General features: G+C 65.6%; 12 protein-coding genes. 8 read left to right on the top strand and 4 right to left on the bottom strand.

Going from position 1 to position 11,997, the window contains the following annotated elements; genetic code table 11:
- Positions 1-22: 22 nt before the first annotated feature.
- Genes J2W49_RS13115 through J2W49_RS13100 form a run of 4 tightly spaced genes read right to left on the bottom strand, consistent with a single transcriptional unit; the run spans position 23 to position 5,260 of the window.
- Positions 23-1,360 (bottom strand): ABC transporter substrate-binding protein, encoded by a 1,338-nt coding sequence (locus J2W49_RS13115; RefSeq protein WP_310316617.1) that lies wholly within the window; start codon positions 1,358-1,360, stop codon positions 23-25.
- A gap of 59 nt (positions 1,361-1,419) precedes the next feature.
- Positions 1,420-2,337 (bottom strand): NAD(P)-dependent oxidoreductase, encoded by a 918-nt coding sequence (locus J2W49_RS13110; RefSeq protein WP_310316614.1) that lies wholly within the window; start codon positions 2,335-2,337, stop codon positions 1,420-1,422.
- A complete protein-coding gene (locus J2W49_RS13105; RefSeq protein ID WP_310316611.1) occupies positions 2,334-4,355 on the bottom strand; it encodes a bifunctional 5-dehydro-2-deoxygluconokinase/5-dehydro-2-deoxyphosphogluconate aldolase in 2,022 nt (673 codons plus the stop codon). Before J2W49_RS13105 ends, J2W49_RS13110 begins: the two co-directional genes overlap by 4 nt.
- Positions 4,352-5,260, bottom strand: coding sequence for a MurR/RpiR family transcriptional regulator (locus J2W49_RS13100; RefSeq protein WP_310316609.1), 909 nt, complete (start codon positions 5,258-5,260; stop codon positions 4,352-4,354). The genes J2W49_RS13105 and J2W49_RS13100 overlap by 4 nt, the downstream gene beginning before the upstream one ends.
- 82 nt (positions 5,261-5,342) lie before the next feature.
- Between J2W49_RS13100 and J2W49_RS13095 the strand changes: the two genes are divergently transcribed.
- From J2W49_RS13095 to J2W49_RS13060, 8 genes are all read left to right on the top strand, one after another.
- On the top strand, positions 5,343-6,371 hold the full coding sequence (locus J2W49_RS13095; RefSeq protein WP_310316607.1) for a branched-chain amino acid ABC transporter permease: 1,029 nt from the start codon (positions 5,343-5,345) through the stop codon (positions 6,369-6,371).
- Between the two features lie 2 nt (positions 6,372-6,373).
- Positions 6,374-7,120 carry an ABC transporter ATP-binding protein gene (locus tag J2W49_RS13090; RefSeq protein ID WP_310316603.1) on the top strand — a complete coding sequence of 249 codons (747 nt, stop codon included), beginning with the start codon at positions 6,374-6,376 and terminating at the stop codon, positions 7,118-7,120.
- On the top strand, positions 7,117-7,848 hold the full coding sequence (locus tag J2W49_RS13085; protein ID WP_310316601.1) for an ABC transporter ATP-binding protein: 732 nt from the start codon (positions 7,117-7,119) through the stop codon (positions 7,846-7,848). The genes J2W49_RS13090 and J2W49_RS13085 overlap by 4 nt, the downstream gene beginning before the upstream one ends.
- A 1-nt stretch (position 7,849) precedes the next feature.
- Positions 7,850-8,482 carry an ATP-binding cassette domain-containing protein gene (locus J2W49_RS13080; RefSeq protein WP_310316596.1) on the top strand — a complete coding sequence of 211 codons (633 nt, stop codon included), beginning with the start codon at positions 7,850-7,852 and terminating at the stop codon, positions 8,480-8,482.
- A 96-nt stretch (positions 8,483-8,578) separates the two neighbouring features.
- A complete protein-coding gene (locus J2W49_RS13075; protein WP_310316593.1) occupies positions 8,579-10,069 on the top strand; it encodes a sensor histidine kinase in 1,491 nt (496 codons plus the stop codon).
- On the top strand, positions 10,066-10,698 hold the full coding sequence (locus J2W49_RS13070; RefSeq protein WP_310316591.1) for a response regulator transcription factor: 633 nt from the start codon (positions 10,066-10,068) through the stop codon (positions 10,696-10,698). The genes J2W49_RS13075 and J2W49_RS13070 overlap by 4 nt, the downstream gene beginning before the upstream one ends.
- Before the next feature lie 103 nt (positions 10,699-10,801).
- Positions 10,802-11,293 (top strand): GlcG/HbpS family heme-binding protein, encoded by a 492-nt coding sequence (locus J2W49_RS13065; protein WP_310316586.1) that lies wholly within the window; start codon positions 10,802-10,804, stop codon positions 11,291-11,293.
- A complete protein-coding gene (locus J2W49_RS13060) occupies positions 11,290-11,970 on the top strand; it encodes an ankyrin repeat domain-containing protein (RefSeq protein WP_310316583.1) in 681 nt (226 codons plus the stop codon). The genes J2W49_RS13065 and J2W49_RS13060 overlap by 4 nt, the downstream gene beginning before the upstream one ends.
- Positions 11,971-11,997 lie beyond the last annotated feature (27 nt).

Below are 11,997 nucleotides of genomic sequence, written 5' to 3'. Positions count from 1 at the left end.
GAAGCGATGGTGCGAGGCGGGCTCAGCGTTCGTAGCTGGGTGTGGCCTCGTACGACTCCAGCTTGCAGGCCACCGCGGCGCCGGGGTCCGTCACGTCCTTGGGATCGCTCTGGGTGAGCACCTTGAAGATGTCGGTCTTTTCGGCAGGCGCGTCGTTGTAGGAGGCCAGGTAGATGGTCTGTTGCACCTGGTGTGTGGCGGGGTCGATCCAGGCATCGAAGTGCTGCATGCGGTCCCGCGCGGGCATCTTGCGGCCTTCGAGCTTCTTGATGACCGCCAGGTTGTTGGTGGTGCCGGCTTCCTGCACACAGCGCAGCAACTCGCGCGTGGCCATGTAGCCGTTGTAGAACACGTTGCCCGGCACTGCGATCGCCATACCCGGGAAATTCTTCTGGTAGGCCGCCACGAACTCTTTCACACCGGGCAGGTCGAGCCGGTAGTACCAGGTGGTGCCGAACACACCGAAGATGGACTCGGGGCCCAGGCCGTAGACATCGGGCCAGTCCTGCTGGTTGTTGATCCAGGCGGCCCGGTTCTGCAGGCCAAGCTGCACCACCTGCTGACGCAGCGCCTTGATGTCGTCACCCCCCACGGCCGTGGCCACCACCTGGGGCTTGAGCTGTTGCAGCTTGAGCAGGTAAGAGGAAAAGTCGCGCGTGTTCTGCGGAATCAGCAGCTCTTCCACCACGCGCCCCCCATTGGCTTCCACCAGCGAGCGCGTGGACTTGGCGGTGTTGTGACCCCACACATAGTCGTTGGTCAACAGCACCCATTCCTTGCCGTTGGCCTGGATGGCGTTGCGAACCGTGGCCTGGGCGAAGTTGGTGCCGTTGCCGTCCCACACGAACTTGACGCGGTGGCAGTCCTTGCCGGACTCGGTGGGTGAGCTGGAGTTGGTGTTGAGGAAGATGCAGCCATACTTCTGCGCCACCTGGGAGATGGCGTTGGCCACCCCGGAGTGCACGGCGCCGATCATGAAGGCCGCCTCGTTGCGGTTGATCATGCGTTCGGCCACGCGAGAGCCGGTGGCCGGCGTGGTCTCGGTGTCCATGTGAATGGCCTCGATCGGGCGGCCCAGCACGCCCCCTTTTTCGTTGAACTCCTTGATCGCCATCATGGCGCCCAGGCGCTCCATGCCGCCGCTGGCCGCGTACTGGCCGGAGGCGTCCATGGTCAGGCCGATCACAAGGGGCTTGGCCTGTGCGCTCTGGGCCCATACGCGGTTGTGGGTCCAGGGGCCGAAGAAGCTGCTGACGCCTGCGGCGGCAGAGGCCGCGATGAAGCGGCGGCGATGGAGGGTCGGGGCTTCGCTTTCGTTGGGTGTGTCGGCGTTCGGTGCAATGTGCTTGAGGGTGTCCATGTGGTGTCTCCAATGGGTGGTGGTGAAGGGGGAAACAGCGGTCTGTCGCCGCCTGAGACTTAAGGGTTTTTCGCTTGAGGGGGCACGATGGCCACGTTGTTGACCCTTTCCTGCGCCAGCAGCAGCGAGGCGATGAACTGCTCACCCAGCCCCAGGTTGCTGGCCTGCACGAAGCTCTGGTGCGCGGCCTCGGCAATGAAGCTCGATGTGGGCAGCATCTCGGTGAGGTGCGTGTAGTACCGCAGGTCCTTCTGGCCGTTGGCGATGGCGAATTTCAGACCGGTGAGGTCACCCTGCAAGGCCTTGCCGACCATCATCTGGAAGATGCCCGAGTTCACGCCGCCGGCCGACACGACGTCAAAAAGTTTCTGCAACGACAGGCCTGACTTGGCTGCGGTGGCCATGGCCTCGGCAATGGCGGCGGCCGTGGTCATGGCCAGCATGTTGTTGATCAGCTTGAGCACATGCCCATGGCCGGGCGGTCCCACGTGGATCACGTTCTCGCAGAAGGCGGCCATGATCGGCTTGATCGTCTCGAAGTCGGCAGGATGTGCGCCCACCATGGTGTTGAGGCGACCCTCCTCCGCTTCCTTGGGCGTGCGAGCGAGCGGCGCATCCACATAGACAGCACCCCGCTGCGCGAACGCATCGCGGATGCGGGTGGTGGAGGCCGGCTCTGCGGTGGAGCAGTCGATGACGAAGAGCCCGGCTGTGGCCGCTTCCAGCAAACCGCCTTCGCCGTACACGATCTGTTCCACCTGCGGCGTGCCGGTGACACACACGATCACGGCGCTGGCGCCACGCACCAGTTCAGCGCGGCTGTCCACCTCGACGGCACCCGCCGCGAGCAGGTCGGCCAGGTTGTCGCGGTTGCGGTGCGCCATGAAGCGCAGGCCGTACCCCTTCTTGAGCAGGTTCATGGCCATGCCATGACCCATCATGCCCAAACCAATGAATCCGATGGTGCTTGCGCTCATGGCGTTGTCTCCTGTGAATCAACATGCAATGTCTGGGTTTGCCCCGGCCCGTTGGCACGGGTTTCCTGCCAGATGCGGATCAGGCGTCGGTAGCGGGTGGCCACCTCGGCCACCACACCCGAATCGTCGAGCTGTCCCGCGAACCACGCAGCCGCAGCGTCTGAGAACAAGGTGCGACCCACCGCAAAGCCCTTGCACAGCGGCTGCCCGGCCGACGCCCTGAAGCCGTGCCAGAGCTGTTCTTCGGTGGCTTCCAGCCCCAGCAGCAGCACACCGCGGCAATGCGGGTCGTGGCGCGCGATGATCTCTGCCAGCAGTGACCAACCATGCGCGTCGGGTGGCGGCAGCTTCCACCAGTCGGGCCGCACGCCAGCTTCGTAGATTTGCCGCACGCCACGCGCCACCGTGTCGCTGGCCATGGGCAGGCTGCGCGGTGGAATGAGCTCGAGCAACCATTCGTGCCCGGTCGCGCGGCAGGCCTGTTCCAGTGCCCTGACGCTGGCGATCTGCTGCGCGGCCAATGCGCTGTCGTCGTCCGGGTGGTGTGAGAGCAGGCACTTGACCACGTGCTCGGCGGGCCAGGTCCGCAGCGACAGACCGACCTGGTCCCGGTCCTCGAAGGCCAGCGGTCTGGAGCCAGGCACCTCGACCGGCCTGCCGATCCAGGTGGCCGAACCTGTCAAACGGTTGAGCACTTCGCTGCCGTAACGCCCGTCCACGATCACGCCGGCGCCCGGAAAGCCCGGCGTGCCAGACGCATGGCCCTGCGTCTGGGAGGCACGCTCCAGCGCATAGCCGTGCTCTGCGGCCTGGGCCACCAGCCGCTTGAAGTGGGCAATGCGATCAGCACCAGCACCTGACCGGGCGGCAATCTCTTCAAACTGCGCGCGATGGTCAAAGGCCAGGATGGCCAGGCAGGGCGCACCGGGCGCGCGCGTGGTGGCGTGGTGCAGGTGCTCCAGCGCTTCATCTTCGCGCAGACGGTTGTGGCGAGAACCAAGGGCCAGGAAGTGGCTGAGCTCGATCCAGCTTGGCATGGCGGGCGCACAACCATGGCGCGACACCACCAGGGCGCCGCAGGCGTTGGCATAGCGCAGCGCGTTCTCCAGAGGCTCGCCCACCACCCAGCCTCGCAGCAACCCCGCCATGAAGGCATCGCCCGCGCCCAGCACGTTGAAGACCTCCACCGGGAAGCCCGGGCCCTGCACCCCTGCGGTGAGATCTTCGGGAATCGCACCAGGGTAGGCCACACACCCCATGGGGCCGCGCTTCATCACGAGAAGCGCGGGTGTCACCTCGCGAATCCGTCGCAACGCGGTCAGTGAATCAACGGACCCACCCGCGATGTGCACCTCTTCCTCGGTGCCCACCACCAGATCACACAGAGGCAGTACGGACTGGATCTCGTCGCTCACGGCCTGCGACGCCACGAAGCGCCGTTCGCCCATGCCGGGCGAAGTCAGCCCCCACAGCACTGGCCGGTAGTCGATGTCGAGCACCACGCGCGTGCCGGCCGACTTCGCCGTGCGCATGGCCAACAGGCAGGCTTCGCGCGTGTCCGGGTGCGACAGATGTGTGCCACTGATCAACAAGGCGCGCGAGGCAGCGATCTGCTCCGCGTCAATGTGCTCTGCCTTCAAGCCCATGTCCGCGCAGTGCTGGCGGTAGAACAGCAGGGGGAAGGTGTCCTGGTCCTTGATGGCCAGAAAAACCAGTGCGGTCAGGCGTTGCGGATCGGTGCTCAGTTGCGACACATCAACACCTTCGCAGGCGAGGGCTTCTCGCACGAAGCGGCCGTTGTGCTCGTCGCCCACCCGGCTGATCATGCCCACCCGCAGCCCCAGCCGCGAAGCGCCCACGGCGGTGTTGGCTGGCGAACCACCCAGGTAGCGCGCGAACGTCTGCACGTCTTCCAGGCGTGCGCCGATCTGTTCACCATACAGGTCGACGGCGGCCCGCCCGAGGCAGACCACGTCCAAGGTACGCTCGGCGCCGAGTGGAGTTGGCGTGACGCTCACTTCTTCGCTCCCTGTTTCCTGACGGTACGGCCCGAATCTGCCGCCGCAGCGCCCTTGGGCGACGCGCCCTGGCGTCGTGTGGTCGGGGTCTTGGCCAGTTGATGTCCGGTGGCAACCACCAGGGCCTGCGCCAGACACAGCGGCGCCACCAGCGAGCGGAAGTTCGCGTCAGGCCCCTGCCCCAGTTCAAAACACAGATGCGCATGCGGCTTGAGCGGCGACAGTGCGAAGTCGGTGATGGCGACCACTGTGATGCCGCGTGCCCGCGCGTCCTCAGCCGCCTTCACCACGTCCTGCGAATAGTTCTTGAAGCTTGTCACCAGCAGCAATTCACCAGGCTCCATCTGGCGCAAGGTATCGGCCAGCATGCCGCCGACGCCATCCATCAACTGGGCCTTGATGTCCAGTTGCGAGAGCGCATAGGCGAGATAACAGGCCACCGGAAACGCACGCCGCTGGGCCAGCACCTGCACGCGCCTGGCGCGACTGATCAGGCCGGCGGCCTCGTTCAGCTCGGCGGGCTTCACGTTGTCTTCGAGCGTTCCGAGATCGGCCATGCCGTTGGAAACGAACTGGTGCAACACCCCGGCCTCGGGCGCACCGGAGCCGTTCGATCGGCGGATGGATTCGATGCGATCACGGTAGGTGCCCACACGGTCCAGCAGGCGCGCCCTGAACAGCTGCTGCATGTCGGTGAAACCGGCAAAACCCAGGGTGTTGGCAAAACGGATCAGCGCGGAAGGCTGCACCGCTGTGGCTTCGGCCACCGTGGCCACGGTGCCCAAAGCCAGATCATCCGGGTTTTCCAGCACGAACCGGGCAATCTGTTGCTGCTGTTTCGAGAGTCGCGGAAAGGCCTCGGACACTGCGTCTGCGAACGCTTCGAAGGTGGTGGCACGTGTCATGAAAATAGAATAAAAAAACTTGCTAAGACAAAGAATAGAACATACATTCTCATTTGTCCAGAATCTTTTTTTTCACCTGTACATGACACCTCACCAAAAGCCCGCACCGCTGGTCACACGCCCCATGGTGTTGACCGTGCTGCTGCTGGCCAGCACGCCTCTGTGGCTCAAAGGCGCGGGCCTGTACCAGTACCTCGCACTGGAAATCACCATCTGGATGATGTTCGCCATGGCCCATAACCTGCTCCTCGGTTATGGCGGCATGCCCTCGTTCGGACACGGTGCCTACTTCGGCGTGGGCGCCTACGCCTGTGGCCTGCTGCAACAGCAGGCGGGGGTCGATCTGCTCACCGGCCTGGCAGGCTGTGCGCTGGCCGCTGCCCTGGTGGGGGCCGTGGTGGCCAGCTTCATCTCGCACCGTCGCGGCATCTACTACGCCCTGCTGACGATCGCGTTCGGCCAGGTGATGTGGTTCGTGGCGATCAAGTGGCACACGGTCACCGGCGGCGAGGACGGCCTGCTCGGCATCCAGCGCCTGCCGCTGCAGTTGCCGGGCATTGAAATTTCTCTGGTGAGCAACGAGGCCCTGTTCTTCTTCGTGCTCGCCATCTTCTCGCTCGTGCTGGTCTTCCTCTGGCGGCTCATCCACTCGCCCTATGGCCGCGTGCTGCGGGCCATCAAGCAGAACGAGATGCGCGCGAGCTTCGCGGGCCACAACGTGTGGCTCTACAAGTGGAGCGCCTTCGTGCTCTCGGCCGCACTCTCAGGCTTGGCCGGTGGCCTGTTTGCATTGGCGCAGCAGTCGGCCTACCCGAACGTCATGAGCCTGCACAACTCCGGCTTCGTGGTGATGATGGTGCTGATCGGTGGCGGTCTGGTGAGCTTCTGGGGACCGGTGATCGGGGCACTGGTGTTCATCCTTGCCCGGGACCTGCTGGGCGCCTACACCGAAACCTGGCTGCTCTGGTATGGCCTGTTCTTCATGGCGGTCGTGCTCTACCAACCCAGCGGCATTGCCGGCGCCTGGCAGAGCGCGGTGGCCAGGTGGCGGCGCCCACGCGAAGCGTCTGGCCGGGGAGCGCCCGTTGCGCCCAACACGCGGGAGGCATGAACATGGCCTTGTTTGAAGCCTCCCAGCTCCACAAACGATTTGGCGATCAGGTCGTTCTGGAAAGTGTGTCCCTGGCTTTCGAGGAAGGGCAGCTCTCCGGGATCATGGGCCCGAACGGTGCCGGCAAGACCACCTGCTTCAACGTGCTCACCGGCCGCTTCGCCCCCAACCGCGGCACGGTGCGTTTCGCGGGGCAGGACATCACCGGCCAATCGCCCCGAGTGATTGCGCGCCTGGGCGTGGCGCGTTCATTCCAGATCATGAACCTCTTCAACGACGACACCGCGATCGACAACATCGTGATCGCATTGAAGTCGGTTCGGCACCAGGCCTGGTCTGTCTGGCGCGACCTGGGGCGCTGTACCCAGGCCTATGAAGAGGCGGCCGAAATCCTGCGCGAGATCGGGCTGGCCGGCAAGGAAAGCACGCCGTGCCAGCGGCTTTCCTATGGTGAGCGGCGTGCGCTGGAGATTGGCGTGGCGCTGGCTGCCCGACCGCGCATCCTGTTCCTGGACGAACCCACCGCCGGTCTGGGAGCCGAAGGCACCGCCCGTCTGCTCGACCTGATCGGCCAGCTCAAACAACAGATCACCATCGTCATCATCGAACACGACATGAACTTCCTGTTTCGCCTCGCCGACAAGATCTCGGTGATCCACTGGGGCCAGGTGATTGCACAGGGTTCGCCGGCCGAGTTGCGCCACAACCCGTGGGTGCAACGCTCCAACCTGGGGGCCATGGCCCCATGACCACCCTGCCCCCCGTTCACACCACCGAGCCCATCCTGCGGGTGGAAGGCATCGACACCTTCTATGGCGAGTCGCAGGTGCTCTTCGGTACGTCTCTGCACGTGGCCGCTGGCGAGGTGCTGGCCCTGCTCGGTCCCAACGGCGCCGGCAAGACCACCACCTTGCGCTCCATCCTGGGCCTCACACCCGCTGCGCGCGGCAGCATCCGCTTCGGCAGTCAGGACATCACGCACCAGGCCACGCACCGGATCGCGGCCATGGGCGTGGGCTGGGTGCCCGACGACCGGCGCGTGTTCCCCACACTGACCGTGGCGCGCAACCTGGAAATCGCGCGCAAACGCACGCGCTTTCGGGCATGGAAGCTGGGCGAGTGCTTCGAGATCTTCTCGGCGCTGGAGTACCTGATGGCGCGCGAGTGCGAAAACCTCTCTGGTGGCGAGATGCAGATGGTGGCGATCTCGCGCGTGCTGATGGGCGCACCGGGTCTGGTGCTGTTCGACGAGCCCAGCCAGGGTCTGGCGCCCAAGGTGGTGCAGGACGTGATGGGCACCATTCGCAGGCTCAAGAGCGAAGGCGTGGCCGTGGTGCTGGTCGAGCAGAACGTGGCCAGCGCCTTGACCGTCGCCGACCGCGTGTGCGTCATGCAGGGCGGACGCATCGTGCATGCCTGCGACGCAGCGCAAATGCGGCAGGACGCCTCCTTGCAACGTCGCTGGCTGGGGATCTGAAATGAACCCACCCATTCTTCAGGTACAGGGCCTGGTCAAACGCTACCGGCGGGGCTGGGTTCGACCCCGGACCACTTTCGAACTGCAGGCCGACTTCAGCGTCGACGAACCGGCCATTATCGGCGTGATGGGCGCCAACGGCGCGGGCAAGACCACGCTGTTCGAGCTCATCACCGGCGGCAATCAGCCCAGCGCCGGCCGGGTGCTGGTGAACGGCCAGGACATCCACCGCACCCGCTATGAAGAGCGCGACCGGGTGGCCCTTCACTACCACCAGAGCTACCAGCTTCGCTCGCTCAGCCGCACCCGGCCCTCGTTCATGCTGGAACGCGCACACAGCCAGCGCGCCGTCGTGCATCTGTTCGACGAACCCCAGTTCAACACACAGGACGGCTACATCGGTTTCATGCTGGATTTTTTTCGTCAGCTGCGCAGCGAGGGTCGACTGGTGGTGCTGTGCCTGCACCCCAACGAACCGGTGCACATCGACATCCTTCGGGAGGTGTGCGATCGCTTCATTTTTGTGCGCAAGGACAGCGAACAGGTGAGCCGCCTGCTGTTTGCCAACGACCTGAAGGCCCTGGTGCGGGAGCCTTCTGTGGCCGCCTACCTCGGTCACCTTGCCCAGCTCTGAGCAAGCTTCTCCTGCCTCGGTTTTCTGCGGAAGCGCCTGTCGGTCGAAGCGTCATCGGCGGACAGGGCGGGCCGCATTGGTGACAGAATCCGCGCGATGAGACCAATGTGGCGCGATGTGCGATGGTGGGTGCTCGGCGGCGGGCTGCTGTCGGTTCTGGGTGCGGTGCTCATTGTGCGCGACTCGATCGACAAGCAGCGCGCGTTTTTTGAAACCGATGCGCGCATCGTGCATCGCTTGCTGAGCCAGCAGGCCGTGCAACACGACGCCATTCTGGACACCCTTGCACTGCTGCAACCCGTGGCCGGCAGAACCGACACCCAGCCGCCCGAACTGCGCCTGCCTGCCCTGTACCCCCACATTCTGGAGGTGCAGCGGCGAGACCGTGACCAGACCTGGCCAGACCCTGCCCTTCACACGGCAGAACAGCTGTCTCGTCAGTCCCGTCGCCCCGCTTTCGCACGGTCGGCTGATGGCAGCCCCGAGCGCTATCGCCTGGTGCTGGCGGCTGAACCCACCAGCTACGCCCTCACCATCTCGGTTCACGGCATGGTGCCCTGGGCCGAATGGCCGATGAACCCAGACGCCAGCTCGGTGCGGGTAACGCTCGGCATGGACGGCCAGCGCATCCCTCTGCAGGCCGGCGCAGCGGCCATTGCGGAGAACGTCACAGGCTGGCGGTTTGGTTTTTCAAAGCCCCTGGCGGTCGCCAGCCAGCCGTTTGAAGTGATGGCGGAGCAACGGCTCGGTTGGGTGCAGTTGCCCTGGGCCCGAATGGCCGCGTGGACCGCCGCCGTCGCCGCCGCGATCGTCCTGCTGGCCCAGTTGCAGCGCCAGCGCACCGCGCGCCGCCGTGCCGAAGAACTGCTGCGCCTGGGCCATGTGACGCGCCTGAACACGCTGGGCGAGCTGGCGGCGGGCATCGCCCACGAACTCAACCAGCCCCTGACGGCGGTGCTGGCCAATACCCAGGCGTCGCAGCGGCTGCTGGACGACGACCCGGCTGACATGGCGAAAGTCCGCACCGCCCTGTCTCAGACGGTGGCGCAGGCCCGGCGTGCCGCAGCCGTGGTGGGGCGGCTGCGCTCGGTGGTGGAACAACCGATCCGCCAGGGCGTGGCGGTCAACGGTGGCCAAGTCGAGCTTGTCGACGCCCTGCGGCGCGCGTTGCACCTGCTGGAGCCGGAATGCCGGCGACGCGGTGTGGAGCCGGTGCTGCAGGGGCCGGAGCCGGTGCGTGTTCGGGCCGATCTGGTGACCCTGGACCAGATCCTGCACAACCTGCTGATGAACGCTCTTCAGTCCATGGACGGCGTCGATCCGTCACGGCGCGGCTTGACGCTGAAGGTTCAACGTACCGACGGTGAGGGCGAACTCACGGTGACCGACAATGGGCCGGGCATGACGCCCGATGTGCTCAAGCGCGTGTTCGAGCCGTTTTTCTCCACCCGCGAGGGTGGACTCGGTCTGGGCCTGTCGCTCAGTGAGACCCTGGCACATGGGATGGGCGGCTCGCTGCGCGCGGCCAACCGGCCCGAAGGCGGTGCGGTTTTTGTATTGCGGCTTCCTTTGCAACCCACGCCATGAACACGCTTTCACCGACCATCCACCTGATCGACGACGATGCTGCGGTGCGCGAGAGCCTGGCACTGCTGATCGGCACCGTGGGCCTGCGGGTGATCACCTGGGCCGAGCCAAGGGCCTTTCTGGACCACTTCGACCGAGAAGGCATCGGTGCCATCGTGCTCGACGTGCGCATGCCAGGCATCAGCGGCCTCACCTTGCTGGACACGCTGGTCGCGCAGGGTGTGGATCAGCCGGTGATCATGCTCACAGGGCACGGCACCGTGGACATCTGCCGTCGCGCGTTCAAGGCAGGCGCAGCAGAGTTTCTCGAAAAGCCGGTGAACGACGAGCTGCTGATCGAGACACTGCAGCACGCGGTTCGCCAGCACGTGCGTACGCGCGAACGCCACCAGGTGGACCGCGCCACCCGCGAGCGCTACGCCCACCTCTCCGACCGCGAGCGCGAGGTGCTGGGCCTGATCGTTTCGGGTCTGACCAACAAGGAGATCGGTCGGGCACTCAACCTTTCGCCGCGCACGGTCGAGACCCACCGGGCCAATCTGTTCGCCAAACTCCAGGTGGACTCACTGGCGCACTTGATCCGGCACTATGCGGCCCTGGTCGAAGAAAGCGACAAAACCGCTCCGTAGTTCTACGGAGTGGCGCGCGTAGCCGCCCGAATGGTCGCCAATGGTGCCTTTTCCTACAGTTCCTCCACGGTTGATCGAACCGCATTCACCCCAGGAGAACACCATGAATTTCACCACCGCCGCATCTGCGCTCGCCCTGTCCCTGCTCGCCAGCACCGCGGGCGCGCAGGCGGTTCGCACCGAGAAGACTATGTCGCTTGAACTGGCCAACCAGATCGCCACCGCCACGGTGGCCGCCTGCGCCACCAACAACCACAACGTCACCGCCGCCGTGGTCGACCGCGGCGGCCAGTTGCGCGCACTGCAGCGCGCCGACAACGCCGGGCCACACACCATCGGGGCTGCACAGGGCAAGGCTTACACGTCGGCATCGGCCCGCAACACCACTGGCGCCATACTGGAGAACGTGCAGAAGAACCCGGGCGCGGCCACGTTGGTCGATATTCCCGGCTTCCTGGTGCTGGGCGGCGGCGTGCCGATCCGGGTCGGCAACGACGTGATTGGCGCGGTGGGCGTGGGTGGTGCACCCGGCGGCCACCTGGACGAACAATGCGCCAACACCGCCCTTGCCCAGGTGGCGGACCTGCTGAAATGAAAACGCTGTGGCTGATTCTGTGGCTGGCGCTGGCCGGCGTCGGCGCGCAAGCGCAGGTAGCGCCCAGCGCTGCTGAAGCTGCCGCCTACACCGGCCTGCACGCAGCGGCCCTCCATGGCGATGTGGCCCGCATTGCGCGGTTGTCGGCATCGGGTTCCGCGCCCAACACCACCGATGGCAACGGCCGCACACCCGTGCACGTGGCGGCGTTTGCCCGCCAGCGCGAAGCGATCCGCGCGCTGGCCAAGGCCGGAGCCGACCTGAACCTGCTCGACCGCGACCGCTACGACGCCGTCACCATCGCAGCCGTGGCCGACGACGAGGCCACGCTGAGCACGCTGCTGCAACTGGGCGCCAGCGCGAAACAGGTGACCAGCCGCTACGACGGCACCGCCCTGATTGCCGCCGCGCACCTGGGACACGACGGCGTGGTGAGGCAACTGATCGCTGCCGGAGCACCCCTGGACCATGTCAACAACCTGCACTGGACCGCAGTGATCGAGTCCATCGTGCTGGGCGACGGTGGGCCGCGTCACCAGGCCACACTGAAGGCGCTGCTGGACGCCGGGGCCAGCACCCAGCTGGCAGATCGCGCAGGCCACACACCGCTGACGCTGGCAAAGGCTCGCGGTTACTCGGCGATGGTGGAAATGCTGAAGAAGGCCGGCGCGCGGTGAAGGCGTGCAAGAGCGGGGTGCAGCGAC

The organism is Hydrogenophaga palleronii (assembly GCF_031457455.1).
Classification (GTDB): domain Bacteria; phylum Pseudomonadota; class Gammaproteobacteria; order Burkholderiales; family Burkholderiaceae_C; genus Hydrogenophaga; species Hydrogenophaga palleronii_A.
This window is presented reverse-complemented; position numbering and strand designations above follow the sequence as displayed.